This window comes from Wenyingzhuangia gilva, assembly GCF_030519655.1.
Lineage (GTDB): Bacteria > Bacteroidota > Bacteroidia > Flavobacteriales > Flavobacteriaceae > Wenyingzhuangia > Wenyingzhuangia gilva.
In genome coordinates, this window is the sequence record NZ_JAUMIT010000008.1 from 21,926 (window position 1) to 36,851 (window position 14,926).

Annotated in this window: 11 protein-coding genes; 7 read left to right on the top strand and 4 right to left on the bottom strand. The window is 33.4% G+C overall.

Going from position 1 to position 14,926, the window contains the following annotated elements; translation table 11 throughout:
- Position 1: 1 nt before the first annotated feature.
- Both QVZ41_RS13245 and QVZ41_RS13250 read left to right on the top strand, forming a co-directional pair.
- Complete coding sequence (locus tag QVZ41_RS13245) at positions 2-1,501, top strand: TrkH family potassium uptake protein (RefSeq protein WP_302885113.1); 1,500 nt, start codon at positions 2-4, stop codon at positions 1,499-1,501.
- Positions 1,502-1,513: 12 nt separating this feature from the next.
- Entirely contained in the window at positions 1,514-1,690 is a 177-nt protein-coding gene (locus tag QVZ41_RS13250; RefSeq protein WP_302885114.1) for a zinc ribbon domain-containing protein, read from the top strand.
- A 56-nt stretch (positions 1,691-1,746) separates the two neighbouring features.
- On the opposite strand, the gene QVZ41_RS13255 is transcribed toward QVZ41_RS13250, so the two are convergent.
- From QVZ41_RS13255 to gyrB, 4 genes are all read right to left on the bottom strand, one after another.
- Complete coding sequence (locus QVZ41_RS13255) at positions 1,747-2,673, bottom strand: malate dehydrogenase (RefSeq protein WP_302885115.1); 927 nt, start codon at positions 2,671-2,673, stop codon at positions 1,747-1,749.
- Positions 2,674-2,842: 169 nt separating this feature from the next.
- Complete coding sequence (locus tag QVZ41_RS13260; RefSeq protein WP_302885116.1) at positions 2,843-3,310, bottom strand: DUF2059 domain-containing protein; 468 nt, start codon at positions 3,308-3,310, stop codon at positions 2,843-2,845.
- Positions 3,311-3,415: 105 nt separating this feature from the next.
- Positions 3,416-4,441, bottom strand: coding sequence for a DUF6588 family protein (locus QVZ41_RS13265; protein WP_302885117.1), 1,026 nt, complete (start codon positions 4,439-4,441; stop codon positions 3,416-3,418).
- A 131-nt stretch (positions 4,442-4,572) separates the two neighbouring features.
- Positions 4,573-6,513 (bottom strand): DNA topoisomerase (ATP-hydrolyzing) subunit B, encoded by a 1,941-nt coding sequence (gyrB, locus tag QVZ41_RS13270; protein WP_302885118.1) that lies wholly within the window; start codon positions 6,511-6,513, stop codon positions 4,573-4,575.
- A 494-nt stretch (positions 6,514-7,007) separates the two neighbouring features.
- Here gyrB and QVZ41_RS13275 point away from each other — a divergent pair, with 494 nt between their 5' ends.
- The 5 genes from QVZ41_RS13275 (at position 7,008) to gatB/aspS (ending at position 14,889) form a co-directional block, all read left to right on the top strand.
- Positions 7,008-8,459 carry an SLC13 family permease gene (locus QVZ41_RS13275; protein WP_302885119.1) on the top strand — a complete coding sequence of 484 codons (1,452 nt, stop codon included), beginning with the start codon at positions 7,008-7,010 and terminating at the stop codon, positions 8,457-8,459.
- 18 nt (positions 8,460-8,477) lie between these two features.
- Positions 8,478-9,725, top strand: a complete 1,248-nt coding sequence (locus QVZ41_RS13280) for a porin (RefSeq protein WP_302885120.1) — start codon at positions 8,478-8,480, stop codon at positions 9,723-9,725.
- Positions 9,726-9,883: 158 nt separating this feature from the next.
- Positions 9,884-10,150: a hypothetical protein gene (locus QVZ41_RS13285; RefSeq protein ID WP_302885121.1), complete on the top strand. Its 267-nt coding sequence runs from the start codon at positions 9,884-9,886 to the stop codon at positions 10,148-10,150.
- Complete coding sequence (locus QVZ41_RS13290; RefSeq protein ID WP_302885122.1) at positions 10,151-11,551, top strand: amidase; 1,401 nt, start codon at positions 10,151-10,153, stop codon at positions 11,549-11,551.
- On the top strand, positions 11,551-14,889 hold the full coding sequence (gene gatB/aspS / locus QVZ41_RS13295; RefSeq protein ID WP_302885123.1) for a bifunctional amidotransferase subunit GatB/aspartate--tRNA ligase AspS: 3,339 nt from the start codon (positions 11,551-11,553) through the stop codon (positions 14,887-14,889). Before QVZ41_RS13290 ends, gatB/aspS begins: the two co-directional genes overlap by 1 nt.
- Positions 14,890-14,926: the final 37 nt, after the last annotated feature.

Consider the following 14,926-nt stretch of genomic DNA (forward strand, 5'->3'; position numbering starts at 1 on the left):
GATGAGAGGATTAAATTATAAAATCATTCTAAGTTTTTTAGGTTTGACTTCCATGATGAATGGTTTTTTTATGCTGCTTTCAGAGCCTTTTAGTTGGTATTATCATGAGGAGGCTAGTTACGGAATTTTATCAGCGGGAATTATTACCATTTTATTTGGATTTGTATTGTGGTTTTTTAATAGAAATGCTAATAAAGACATTCAAAAAAGAGAAGGATATTTAATTGTAACATTGGGTTGGTTGATGTTGACTTTAACGGGTACATTGCCTTATTTAATGACAGGAACCATTACCTCATTTCCAAATGCTGTTTTTGAAACCATTTCAGGTTATTCAACCACAGGAGCTTCTATTTTAACAGATATAGAAAGCGTTTCTAAAGGGGTGCTTTTTTGGAGAAGTGCAACGCATTGGATCGGCGGAATGGGAATTATTGTACTTACCGTAGCAATTTTACCTTTGTTAGGAATTGGTGGAATGCAACTTTTTGTGGCCGAAGCACCTGGGCCCTCTACAGATAAATTACATCCTAGAATTACTCAAACAGCCAAACGTTTATGGTTGATTTATTTTAGTTTAACCATTTCAGAATTTTTACTGTTAAAATTAGCGGGAATGAACTGGTTTGATGCTATCAATCATGCTATGGCAACTTTAAGTACAGGTGGGTTTTCTACGAAGAATGATAGTGTTGCTTATTGGAATGACAATCCGTTTATTCAGTACATTATTATTGCTTTTATGTTTGTGGCAGGAGCCAATTTTGTATTGAGTTACTATGCTTTAAAAGGAAAGACTTTAAAAATTTTTAAAAATGAAGAATTCCGATATTATTTTGTCTTAATCGTATTGGTAACGCTAACTATTACGGGGTTAATTATGTATTTTCAAGATCCATCATTAGTTACAAGTGTTCATCATCCAATGATTTTTGGTAAACTAGAAAGTTCTTTTAGGCATGCAGCTTTTCAGGTGGTAAGTGTTTTAACTACTACAGGTTTTGTAACAGCAGATTATACCATGTGGAATTCTTTAGCAACTGCTTTGGTTTTTTCTTTGTTTTTTATAGGAGGGTCTGCGGGGTCAACTAGTGGTGGTGTAAAGGTGGTTAGACACGTAATAATGATAAAAAATGCTATTTTAGAATTAAAAAAACAATTACACCCAAGAGCTGTAATTTCTGTAAGGTATAATGGTGGCAGGGTCTCTAGAGTGATTATTTTTAATATACTTTCATTCTTTGTTATTTATATGCTAATTTTTATTCTCAGTACCATTGTATTAACGTTGTTTGGATTAGATTTTAACACTGCCATAGGAGCAGCAGCATCTTGTTTGGGAAATATTGGTCCAGGTTTGGGTAAATTAGGACCTGTAAATAATTATGCGCATCTTTCTGATATGGCTAAATTGTTTTGTTCTTTTCTAATGTTGATAGGTCGTTTAGAGCTGTTTACAGTATTGATTGTATTAACGCCTTATTTTTGGAAGAGTAACTAGAAATTAAAATAGATGGAACATTTTTTTACTTGTCCCTATTGTTGGGAAAATATCAGTATGGTTTTAGAGTTTTCTGTAAATGAAACTTATATTCAAGATTGCGAAGTGTGTTGCAATCCTATTGAAATAAAAACAGCATGGGAGGGAGAAGAACTTTTGTTATTTGAAGCCAATCCTATTGATCAATAAACCTAAAAAGCCCAACAATTTGTTGGGCTTTTTAGGTTTATTGTGTTAGGGATAAATTATACCTCTAACAATCCATTTGTTTTTCTCACCGCATCTGCAGAAGCAGCAAATTTTGTAGCTTCAGCTTCGTTTAAATCAATATCAACAATCTTTTCAATACCATTGGCTCCTAATACACAAGGTACTCCAATACAAATATCAGATTGTCCGTACTCTCCTTCTAAGTAAGCAGAACAAGGGAATATTTTTTTAGAATCGGTAGCAATGGCTTGAACCATTGCAGATACAGCAGCTCCAGGAGCATACCATGCAGAAGTTCCTAACATTTTAGTTAAAGTAGCTCCACCCACCATGGTTGCTTGTGCTACTTCTTCTAATTTTTCATCAGATAAAAATTGTGTTACAGGAATAGAGTTACGAGTAGCGTAACGAGTTAAAGGAATCATACCGGTATCTGAGTGCCCTCCAATAACCATTCCATCAACATCAGATAAAGGAGCTTCTAAAGCTTCAGCCAAACGATATTTAAATCGTCCAGAATCTAAAGCTCCACCCATTCCAATAATTTTATTTTTTGGTAAACCAGTAGCTTTATGAGCTAAGTAGGTCATAGTATCCATTGGGTTAGAAACCACAATAATAATAACGTTAGGAGAGTGTTTAATCAAGTTTTCAGAAACCTGTTTTACAATTCCAGCGTTAATTCCAATTAATTCTTCTCTTGTCATTCCCGGCTTTCTTGGAATTCCAGAGGTAATCACTGCAACATCTGACCCAGCAGATTTAGAGTAATCATTTGTTGATCCTATAATTTTAGTGTCAAAATCATTTAATGAAGCAGTTTGCATTAAGTCCATGGCTTTCCCTTCGGCAAAGTTTTCTTTAATGTCTACAATAACAACTTCTGATGCAAAATTTTTAATAGCGATGTATTCTGCGCAAGATGCACCAACGGCACCTGCTCCAACTACAGTTACTTTCATTTTATATGTTTTTTATGTGATTATTCTTTATGATACCTAAAAATAAGGATTTGTATTGATTCTCAACATGATTTTAATCACTAATAACTTAAAAAGAGAAATAAATTGCTAGAAGCTAATGTTTTGGGGAGATTAGTGTTCTCATTTTTTTGACTTCTTAAAAACAGAATTATTCAGCAATTTTTTCTAGTTCGGCAATTCTTTCCTTTATTTTTTGTTGAAATGTAGACATTTCATCTTGCATCATCTTTTCCATAAGTTCTTTACTAATGGTTGGGGTGAGTTTTAAGAGTTTTTTACCTGTTTCACTTTTGTAAAATCCAATCATGTAATTGATATCGTTTTCACTAAAGTATTTTGCATAAATATCCACCATAGCACCATTAACGATATTGTTAGTGAAATTTTTTGCCTCTTCTAAAACAATTGTGTTTACTTTTTCTATTTTCTGTTCTTGTTCTTCTGTTTTTAGGCTAGACTTCATTTGTTGTTGCATCATAGGAATCATTTGATCCATCATTTGACTGATCATTTTGTCTGCTTGCATCACATCAATAAGTTCTAAAACTTTTTCTTTGGGAGCTTGTGCGTTTACGGTTAATGTTAAAAACATTAATAGGCTAAAAATCTTTTTCATTTTCATATAGTTTTATTGTTTGTTGTTAAAAGTAATTAAATAAAATAAAAAAGCGCACTGTGTGATGACACAGTGCGCTTTTTTAAAATATTATTGTTTTTATGATTATCTAAAGCTAAAGGCTATACCAGCATTTATAGAGTTATATTCTTGTATTGTATAATCTCCATATATTTTAAAAAAAGCTAAATTGATGCTCATACCAGCGGTTGTTTTAAACCCACTAACATCATATTTTAAATGAGGTAAGTCTTCTGGATCTAGAGTTTCAGTTTGACTTCCTGATACAATACCATTGTCATAGGTATAAGTAACTTCATAATCGCCTTCAACATCTAATTTGGCATTTCCTCCAGAGTATCCTAGTCCAACGTAAAAGTTTACAATTTTTAAATCTACAGATCCTAATAATTGAGCAGTTAAACTAGTTACTTGAAAATCTATATTTTGGTTTTCACCAGGGAAATAATGAGCATTCATTCTTGTATATCCTCCAAATACCGAAACATCAACCAATGGAATCCTTTTTGCTATTGGGAAATATTGTAAAATGTTGTGTTTAATTCCTACTCCAAATAAATCAGTTTTAAAAGAATCACTACCAACTTTAGGTACAAATCTAAAAGTTACATCGGTTTTAAAAGGTAAACCGATTCCTGCTTGAACCATGGCCATTGGCACTTGGTCAAAACCAATTTCTCCACCAATTCCGTTTAAAGCATTAAACTCATATTCGGCATCATAGCTTACTCCTCCATTTGAAATGGTTCTAGTAGCAACCAATACCTCATTAGTATCTCCTCCAAAAGCAGTTGGTAACTCTGAACTTGTTCCATTTTTTAATCGGATGTTTGTGTAATCAGAATTGTTAAAAGTGAAGTTTTTACCTGAGCTAGGAACAGTAGAGAGAGAGGTATTTATAGTAATGTCAAACCCTAGTAATCTGTGAGGTTTTGCGGTTCTGTACCAACCATTGTTTAGGTTGTAAATAGTTCCTTCAAAAGCAGGAGTTAAATAGGACTGCATTAAAGTTCCAGCATCTTTACCTGCTGCTAAGAATTGTTCAATTTCTTGTGCCTTGGCAGTAAACATTCCTGCTGATAAAGCAATTATTAAGACAATTTTTTTCATAAGTATAGTTTTTTATATTGTATACGAATGTACAAAAATACTAGTATATGTTTTTTGTAAATATTAAAGCAATAAAAAAGGAGATAAATATAAATTCATCTCCTTTAATTTTATGTTATTAGTGTTGTTTGTTACACATCAATATTTGCATATTTTGCATTCTTTTCAATAAAATCTCTACGTGGTGGCACTTCATCACCCATTAACATAGAGAAAACTCTATCTGCTTCAACTTCGCTATCAATCACAACTTTACGTAAAGTTCTAAATTCAGGATTCATAGTAGTGTCCCATAATTGTTCTGCATTCATCTCTCCCAAACCTTTGTATCGTTGAATAGTTGCAGAACCTCCAAATTTTAAATTGATCATATCACGTTGATCATCAGACCATGCATATTCTTTTTTCGCTCCTTTTTTAACTAAGTATAAAGGTGGTGTGGCAATGTAAATATACCCTTGCTCAACCATTTCTCTCATATATCTAAAGAAGAAAGTTAAAATTAAAGTAGCAATATGAGAACCATCCACATCGGCATCACACATAATCACCACTTTGTGATAACGAACTTTTGATAAATTTAAGGCTTTACTATCTTCTTCGGTACCAATGGTAACTCCTAAAGCTGTAAACATATTCTTGATTTCCTCATTTTCAAAAACTCTATGAGTCATGGCTTTTTCTACATTTAAGATTTTTCCTCTTAACGGTAAAATAGCTTGAAATTCACGATCACGACCTTGTTTTGCTGTTCCCCCTGCAGAATCTCCCTCAACTAAGAAAATTTCACATTTTTCTGGATCTGTTTCAGAACAGTCTGATAATTTACCAGGCAAACCACCAATAGACATAACGGTTTTACGTTGTACCATTTCACGAGCTTTTGTTGCTGCGTGACGGGCTTGTGCAGCTAAAATTACTTTCTGTACAATAACTTTAGCATCTTCTGGATGTTCTTCTAAGTAATCGGTTAGCATTTCTGATACTGCTTGACTTACAGCTGCAGAAACTTCACGGTTTCCTAATTTGGTTTTGGTTTGTCCTTCAAATTGTGGTTCTTGAACTTTTACCGATACAATAGCTGTTAATCCCTCTCGGAAATCATCTCCAGCAATATCAAATTTTAATTTTGATAGCATTCCAGAAGCATCTGCATACTTTTTTAGAGTAGTGGTCAATCCTCTACGGAAACCAGACAGGTGTGTTCCTCCTTCGTGTGTGTTAATGTTGTTTACATAAGAATGTAAATTTTCTGCATAAGATGTGTTGTAAACCATGGCAACCTCTACAGGAATTCCATTTTTTTCACCTTCCATAGCAATTACACCAGCTGTTAATTGCTCGCGTGTACCGTCTAAATATCTTACAAATTCAGATAGTCCTTCTGTGCTAGTAAAAGTCTCGGTGATGTCGTTTCCTTCATCATCTTTATTTCTTTTATCAGTTAAGTGAATCACAATTCCTTTATTAAGGTATGATAACTCACGTAAACGAGCTGCTAACGTATCGTAATTGTATACGGTTGTTTGTGTAAAAATAGTTTTATCAGGGGTAAAAGTTACTTCAGTACCTCTTTTATCGGTATCTCCAATTAATCTTACAGGATATAAAGCTTTACCTCTTGAGTATTCTTGCTCATAAATTTGTCCATTTCTAAAAACAGTTGCTTTTAAATGATCAGACAATGCGTTAACACAAGAAACTCCAACACCGTGTAATCCTCCAGATACTTTATATGAATCTTTGTCAAACTTACCTCCCGCACCAATTTTAGTCATTACAACTTCTAAAGCCGAAACTCCTTCTTTTTTGTGCATATCAACAGGAATACCACGCCCATCATCACTAACAGTGATTGAGTTGTTTTCGTTAATATAAACTTCGATATTGTTACAATGACCTGCTAATGCTTCATCAATAGAGTTGTCAATAACCTCATAAACCAAGTGATGTAAACCTCTTACACCAACATCTCCGATATACATCGATGGACGCATTCTAACGTGCTCCATTCCCTCAAGGGCTTGGATACTATCGGCAGAATACTGTTGTTTGTCTTCTATATTACTCATTATATAATGTGTTATTGTTTTTTAAATTCCAATGCTATCAAATATAACAAATAAGATAGATGTATGACAAAATTGACGAAAAAATGTGGTAAACCTTTAAAAAATAAAAATCGCTTAAATCGCTTAAAAAGGGCTTTATTTTAAGTTTTTATAAAATCATCTTGTTTTTTTTTAGCAGAAAAAAGTATAGTCCTTCTATGAACTTATTTTGTTTTTTTAAAATGTCAAATTTTTGATTTTTACTGATTTTTTTCGTCGAAAAACTCCTTGCTAGAATCTTGCTTTTTTGATTTGTGAAAAATCTATGATTTTTTAATGAAAATCAATGCTTAAAACTATGATAATGGTCATGTAATCAAGGGGTTTATAAGGGTAATTGCCTTAAAAAAGCACTTAAAACGTTTTCGGAAAAAATAATTTTATGGTAGGTCAAAATAAGGTTCTAAAGTAAATTTAAGTATACACTAAAAACGAATCTATAAAAACTATTTAAAATGTCAGACTCAAGATCAGCCTCAATAAGGAAATATTCTAGAATACAACACATGGTTAATTTTCAAGGAAGAATTATTAACTTCTTAATTAGCATTATTTTAGCTTTTGGAGGGACTTATTTTTTACAATCTCCAGAATTAGACACACCACAAATATATGTCTTATTCCTTTTAATTTTGTCGGTTTGTTTGTGGGTAACAGAAGCCATTCCGCCATTTACGGTTGGACTCTTTATTTTCGGGTTTCTAGTTTTTGCACTCGGAAAACATTATCATGATATAGATCCTACTACTTCGAACAAAATCGTTCAGAAGTATGTGCAAACTTGGTCTAACTCTGTAATATGGTTAATGTTGGGAGGGTTTTTTATGGCAGAAGCCATGCAGAAAGTAGGGCTTGATAAAACAATATTTAAACTCACTATTAAAAGGTTTGGAGCAAAACCAAGATATGTGCTTTTAGGGATTATGCTGGTTACTGCATTGTTTTCAATGATCATGAGTAATACGGCTACTACGGCAATGATGATTGCTGCAGTATTACCTTTTTTAAAGACTTTACCAAAGGATGCTAAAATTACAAAAGCTTTGTTGATAGGAATTCCGGCAGCGGCTTCCTTAGGGGGAATGGGAACTATTATAGGTTCTCCACCAAATGCTGTTGCGGTTGATGGTTTGTTACAACATGGAATTAAATTCGGTTTTTTAGAATGGATGATGATTGGGTTTCCTGCAGCTATTATTTTAGTTCTTATCTTTTGGTCTGTGTTGATTAGTAAATTCATTCCAAAAGTTTCTACCATAGATTTAGGTTTTTTAAGTGAAGGAGAACCAGAAGAAGGGTCTACAGAGAAAATTTTTATGATGAAAAAGAAATTTGTTTTAGGAGTTCTGGGGGTTACCATGTTATTGTGGCTAACAGGTAAAATTCACGGAATTTCTGCAGCTACAGTATCAATGTTACCAATTATGTTACTGACCATGTTTAGAATCGTAAACTCAGAAGATGTAAGAAAATTACCATGGGATACTTTAATGTTAGTGGCTGGAGGTTTGTCTTTAGGATTGGCTATTAAAGAAACAGGATTGGCAGAATATTATGTAGGATTAATTAATCAATATAATTTAAATTTTGTTGTATTAATTGTTGTGTTTTCTTTAATAACAGTGATTTTGTCAAACTTTATGAGTAATACTGCAACAACCACAATTTTAATACCTATTGCTATTATTTTGGCTGCGGATAATCCAATTATATTGCCATTGGTTATTGGGTTTAGCGCTTCTACTGCTTTATTTTTTCCTATTTCTACACCCCCAAATGCCATCGCATTTAGTACAGGTTTAATAGAACAGAAAGAGTTTAGGTTTGGTGGTTTAATTGCTGGTTTGTTAGGGCCTGCAGTAGTAGTACTTATTATATTAGGATTTCAAATGTTTGGATTGATTTAGTGGCGAGAAACAGAAAAAATGAAAAATTATATAAAAATATTTCTTGTATTGATTTTACTCAGTACAAACGGGTTTTCTCAGGAAAAACCAAAAGTTAATTGGAGTCTTACGGCTCAAATTTGGACTAGATATTCTGATTTAAATGAGGGGACAAAAATAAATGGAGAAACTACCAATTCTTATACGGATGTTTCTATTCGAAGATTAAGAATACCGGTGTCTTCTCAAATTACTCCTAAAATTTATGCAGCAGCTATGTTTGGAGGAAACAACTTTAATGAAGTGAATAAAAATTTTCCTTTAAATGTTTTAGACTTATATGTTGAGTATAAGTTTGATAAAGCTATAGAAGTAGGGCTTGGTAAGTCAGGGTGGATAGGTTTAAACAGATGGGCCTTGCGTTCTAGTAAAACATTAATGGGTCTAGATTCTCCTTTGTTTACATTAAACACAGTAAATAAAAATGATGATTTGGCTCGTAATTTAGGAGTATGGTTTAAAGGACAAGTTGGTAAAATTGATTATCGATTGATTATAAGTAATCCTATTGTTGTTTCAAGTATTCCAAATTCAGGAAAAGTAGATTTTGCAAACAATAGACCAAGAGCTAAAATTTCTTCTTATGTAAAGTATCAATTTTGGGAAAACGAATCAAATAAATCGTCCTATCAAACAGGAACTTATATCAATTCAAAAAAAGTATGGAATATTGGAGGTGGGTTTGAGTATCAAAAAAAGGCAATGAGTGATGGAGATACTTCTTTATCAACCACAAATCTGTATGATGTCAAACATTGGTCAGTTGATTCCTTTTTTAGTTTACCCATTAATGGTGATCAAGGAATTACAGCTTATTTAGGGTATTCTCATTATGGATTTGGAAAGAATTATATTAGAAACTTAGGAGCTAATGGAGCTTTGTTTAGTGGTGGAACTGATTTTAATGGAGCCGGAGTTGCGTTCCCTTTAATGGGAACTGGTAATACCCTGTATACTCAATTTGGATATGCTTTTTCACAAACAAAAATTGTGAATCAGTCTGTTGTGTTTCAACCCAATATGTCTATCCAATATTCTGATTGGGATGGGCTAAACGATAAAATGGTTTTGTATGATGCCACTTTAAATATGTTTTTATCGGGGAATGGACATAGTAATAAATTAAGTTTAGGGTTTCAATACAGACCTATTTTTGATAAAATAAGTTTAAAACAAAAAGATTATAAAGGGATGTTGGTGTTACAGTACCAAATATCCATTAGATAATGATGTTTTTTTATTAGTTGTTCGTTAAGGCAGCCAAGTTTCTGATAGGGAATTTGGCTGTCTTTTTTAGTGTTAAACTTTAGACTTTTAAACCTTCTTACTCCGCAAAAACTTTTGTAATTTCGCAAACTTGAAGTCTGACTTAAAATATAGAAGAAATGAGTAAAATAATGCCTGTAGACATCCTGTCTAGTATCAAAGGAGCAAAGTCTTCTGAGGCGGTGGATAAGTTGTTTGATGTAATTAAAAATGCGGAAATCAATTCCAATTCATCAAATCAAAATACAAAGAATGCCGTGTCTATAGATGATTTACGAGCAGACGTTGTGGAAAATAGTTCAGAAATCACCAAACAAATCATTAGAGAAAACTTTCCAAAAGAGAAAGATGGATATTTAGTGGTGTCTAAAGTAATTGAAGGTTAGATGGAGTCTCAAATTCAAAAAATACACAATCAATTAGTCGCAAAAGAGTTTACTTGTACTGAATTAGTCAAAGAAAAATTAGCGTTACTAAAAGAAAATAAATACAATTCGGTTAACACTGTTTTAGAAGATTTGGCTTTAGAAGCTGCTGCAAAAGTAGATGCTAAAATTGCCAATGGAGAAGAAATAGGATTGTTAGAAGGAATTCCGTTTGGAATAAAAGATGTATATATGGTTCAAGGAACTTATACTTCTGCAAGTTCAGACCTATTAAAAAATTATAAATCAGCTTATACGGCAACTGCCATTCAAAAATTGTTAGATGCTGGAGCCATTCCTATGGCAAAAGAAAATTGCGATAGTTTTGGTCATGGTTCGTCTTCTGAAAATACCGTTTTTGGAAGTGTAAAAAATGCTATTGACACAAGTTTGGTTGCAGGAGGTTCCTCTGGAGGTTCTGCAGTAAACGTAGCAGCAGATTATACTGTGTTTTCTATAGGTGGAGATACAGGAGGTTCTATCCGTCAACCAGCAGGTTACAATAAAATTTATGGATTAAAACCAACTTATGGACGTGTATCTCGTTATGGTTTGATGGCGTATGCTTCGTCAACGGATACCGTTGGACCTTTGGCAAAATCTATTGAAGATGTAGCCATTGTGATGAATGTAATGAGTGGAAAAGATCCAAAAGATCAAACGACCATTTCATCAGAAGAAATAAATAATGCAATTGTTGCATCAAAACCAGAAGGAGTTAAAATTGGATATTTTAAAAACTTTATTGAAAACGATGCTATTGACTCAAAAGTAAAAGCAGACTTTTTAGCAACCATTGAAAAAATAAAAGCAGCAGGGTATGAAGTTCAAGAATTAGACTTTTTTGATGCAGATACTTTGGTTTCCACTTACTATACCTTGGCGATGGCTGAAACGGCATCAAACTTATCGAGATTAGATGGTACCAATTACGGAAATCGAATTGAAGATAAAAACTTGAAAGAAACTTACATGGTAACCCGTTCTGAAAACTTTACAGAGGAAACAAAACGTAGAATTGTAGGAGGAAACCAAGTATTGTCACAAGGGTTTTCTGATGCGATTTATTTAAAAGGACAACAGTTAAGAACTCAGATAGAAGAAGCTTTTGAAGCTGATTTTAATAAAGTAGATATCATTTTATCACCTGTAACACCAGGGCCTGTTCCTAAAATTGGAGAAGTATTAAGCAATCCACATGCCATGTATTTGTCGGATGCTTATACAGTCGGATTCAGCTTAGGACAATTACCAACCTTAACTTGTCCTTTTGGAACTGAAACGGGAATACAAGTAACAGGAGCTAAAAACAAAGAACAAACAATTTTACAGTTTGCAAACTTCTTAAACCAAGTGAAGTAATGGAATTAGATAGACTAAATTCTTTAATAGAAGAAAACGGAATAGAATTAGTAATTGGTTTAGAAACACACGTTCGATTAAATACCAAATCGAAATTGTTCTGTTCTTGTGCAAATGAAGAGAGTGAGCAAGCAAACGTAAATATTTGTCCTGTATGTACAGGTCAAATGGGAGTGTTGCCAGCAATTAATAAAGAGGCAATTACCAAAGCAATTTATTTTGGTAAAGCCATTAACTCTACATTTTCTAACGAAATAACGTCTTGGGATCGTAAACATTACGAATATCCAGACAACCCTAAAAATATTCAGATCACACAGTTTCACAATCCTATCATTCCCGATGGAGAAGTAGCGTGTTATCGTAATGATGGTTCTCAATTTACGGTACAAATAGAGCAAGTGCATGTGGAAGAAGATGCTGCTAAATTGGTGCATGAGAAAAATATTTCTTTGGTAGACTTTAATAAAGCGGGAGTTCCGTTAATAGAAATTGTAACCAAACCTTGTATTCGTAATATAGAAGATGCTTCTACTTATGCGCAATACGTTCAACGTATTGTTCAAAACTTAGGGGTTTCTGAAGCGAATTTAGAAAAAGGACAATTCAAATCAGATGTTTCTGTGTCTTTAAGACTTAAGGGAACGGATGTTTTAAATCCTCGTACCGAGATCAAAAACTTAAACTCGTTTAAGTTTATGGTAGAGGCTTTAAAAGAAGAAATAGAAAAGCAATTAAATTACTTTTTAGAGCACAAAGAATTCAGACCAGACCAAACTACAGTTTTATGGGATGAAGCTTTAAAGCAAACCAAAGTAATGCGTAAGAAAGAATACGATGCAGATTATCGTTACATTTCTGAACCAGATTTACCTTTTGTAGCCATCAAACAAACAGTTGATGGAATTACGGTGGATAGTAGTGTTTTACCTTATGCAGTAGAAACTACTTTAATAGATGGAGGTGTTTTACCACAAGATGCTAAGTTTTTTACGGCTGATGCATTGCGTTCTAAAACAGTGATGAAATTAATTGCTGAGGTAGGTGATGTTGCTTTTGTGGCCAAAACATTAGCCAATAACTTAAAAGCAGAGGACTACGACAAAATTCATAATATTGATGATTTAGTTGCCATCTTTAAAGCGTTTAAAAATGCTGAGGTAACCGTAGTATTGGTTCAAAAAGCCATTGAATCTTTATTAGCAGATGCTAGTTTTGACTACAAAAAATACTTTGCTGATAATACTATTTCTACAGAGAAAATTCAAGAAGCTGTAAATGCTGCTATTTCAGAAAACGAAGCTATTGCGAATGATATCAAAGCTGGAAACAAAGGGAAAGCTGGAGTTTTAGTAGGAAAAGTAATTGCAAAAATCGGAAAAGGAGCTCCTGGAAATGTAGTTCGTGAAATGATTTTAGCTTCGCTAGATGGTACAAAGTCACAAGAGCAAAGTACAAAGACTGATGGAGAGGAAGTAAATACCGAGAACTTAGTGCTAAAGACTAAAGAAGAGGAGGTATTACCAACAATTCCTATCATCATAAAAGAAGAATATAGAACGCATATCATTCCTCAAATTTCTGAAGATACCATCAATCAAACAGTAACTTTGGCTGGATGGGTAAATTCAGTTCGTGATCACGGGGAATTAATTTTTATTGATTTACGTGATTCTTCTTATGAAATTATTCAGGTTCGTTTAAGTAGAGAATCATTCCCTAACTTAAGTGAATTGGTAAGGTTAAAACCAGAATCAGTCATTACGGTTACAGGTAAAATTGTTCAACGTAATGAAGATGATTATAATGCTGGTTTAAAAACAGGTAAAATAGAATTGGAAGCTTCTGAATTGGAGACTTTAAATTTATCTAAAACCTTGCCTTTTGAAATTAAAAAAGCAACCAAAACAAACGAGGCAACCCGTTTTAAATACAAATTCTTAGATCATAGAAATCAAGAAGTTCGCAAAGCAGTCATCAACCGTCATAGAGTAATTAAATTACTCCGAGATATGTTAGATGAGCAAGAGTTTTTAGAAGTAGAAACACCAATTCTAACGGCTGGAACTGATGAAGGAGCCAGAGAATTTATTGTGCCTTCTCGTAAAGAACCAGGTAGCTTTTATACGTTGCCACAAGCACCACAACAGTTCAAACAAATGTTGATGGTAGGTGGTTTTGAAAAGTATTTTCAAATTGCTCGTTGTTTCCGTGATGAGGATTCTCGTGGAGACCGTCAACCAGAATTTACACAATTGGATATTGAGATGGCTTATGCTTCTATGCAACAAATCATCGATTTGAACACAAATATGTTCAATACCATTGTCAAGAAAATTTATGGAAACAAATGGATTTTACATCCTTTTGAAGTCATTACTTATAAAGATGCCATGGATAAATATGGTTGTGATAGACCAGATTTACGTTTTGGATTACAAATGCAAGACATTACAGAAATTGTAAAAGGAACTACTTTTCAAGTATTCTCTAAACCAATTGATGACGGTGGAATTGTAAAGTGTATCAAAGTTTCTGCAGAAGAACAAGGAGGTAAACGTATGTCTAAAGGGCAAATTGAAAAGTTAACCGCTACTGCGCAACAACACGGATTGGGTGGTTTGGCTTATATTATCGTCAATGAAAATGATTTACAATCACCTATTATTAAGTTCTTAGGTGAGGAAATAGCTCAAAATATTATCAATGTAACCAATGCACAAGTTGGAGACATTGTTTATTTCTCTGCAGCGGATTACGCTACGGCTAATAAAGCTTTAGATGCTGTTCGTCAGGAATTGGGAGCGATGTTGAAATTAATCAACCCTAAAGATTTAAAGCCTGCATGGGTAGTTGATTTTCCAATGTTTGAAAAAACAGAGGAAGGCCGTTGGACATTTACTCATAATCCATTTTCTATGCCTGCTATTTATGATTTGGAAAAACACATAAATGGGAACGAAGATGAAATAGGAACCATTATTGCTCAGCAATATGATCTGATTTTAAATGGTTATGAAATTGGAGGAGGATCTGTACGTGCTCACAAACCAGAAATTTTAGAAGCAACCTATAAAAACATGGGTTATAATAAAGAGGAAATGTTAAAAAGTGTTGGCACGATGTATGAAGCATTCCATTATGGAGCACCGCCACATGGAGGAATTGCTTGGGGAGTTGACAGATTGATGATGATTTTAGAGAAAAAAGCTTCTATTCGTGAAGTAATGGCTTTCCCTAAAACAGGAAGTTCCGAAGATTTATTGTTTGGATCACCATCTCCTTTGTCTACTAAAAAAGTAGAGGAAATGAATGTGAGGGTTATTTCTAAAAAATAAATTAATTATTGTGTTTTTTCACAGGTTTATAACTAAA

Excerpts from the sequence above, each read along its gene's own strand:
- QVZ41_RS13245 (WP_302885113.1), top strand. The coding sequence starts at position 2 with ATGAGAGGATTAAATTATAAAATCATTCTAAGTTTTTTAGGTTTGACT.
- QVZ41_RS13250 (WP_302885114.1), top strand. The coding sequence starts at position 1,514 with ATGGAACATTTTTTTACTTGTCCCTATTGTTGGGAAAATATCAGTATG.
- QVZ41_RS13255 (WP_302885115.1), bottom strand. The coding sequence starts at position 2,673 with ATGAAAGTAACTGTAGTTGGAGCAGGTGCCGTTGGTGCATCTTGCGCA.
- QVZ41_RS13260 (WP_302885116.1), bottom strand. The coding sequence starts at position 3,310 with ATGAAAAAGATTTTTAGCCTATTAATGTTTTTAACATTAACCGTAAAC.
- QVZ41_RS13265 (WP_302885117.1), bottom strand. The coding sequence starts at position 4,441 with ATGAAAAAAATTGTCTTAATAATTGCTTTATCAGCAGGAATGTTTACT.
- gyrB (WP_302885118.1), bottom strand. The coding sequence starts at position 6,513 with ATGAGTAATATAGAAGACAAACAACAGTATTCTGCCGATAGTATCCAA.
- QVZ41_RS13275 (WP_302885119.1), top strand. The coding sequence starts at position 7,008 with ATGTCAGACTCAAGATCAGCCTCAATAAGGAAATATTCTAGAATACAA.
- QVZ41_RS13280 (WP_302885120.1), top strand. The coding sequence starts at position 8,478 with ATGAAAAATTATATAAAAATATTTCTTGTATTGATTTTACTCAGTACA.
- QVZ41_RS13285 (WP_302885121.1), top strand. The coding sequence starts at position 9,884 with ATGAGTAAAATAATGCCTGTAGACATCCTGTCTAGTATCAAAGGAGCA.
- QVZ41_RS13290 (WP_302885122.1), top strand. The coding sequence starts at position 10,151 with ATGGAGTCTCAAATTCAAAAAATACACAATCAATTAGTCGCAAAAGAG.
- gatB/aspS (WP_302885123.1), top strand. The coding sequence starts at position 11,551 with ATGGAATTAGATAGACTAAATTCTTTAATAGAAGAAAACGGAATAGAA.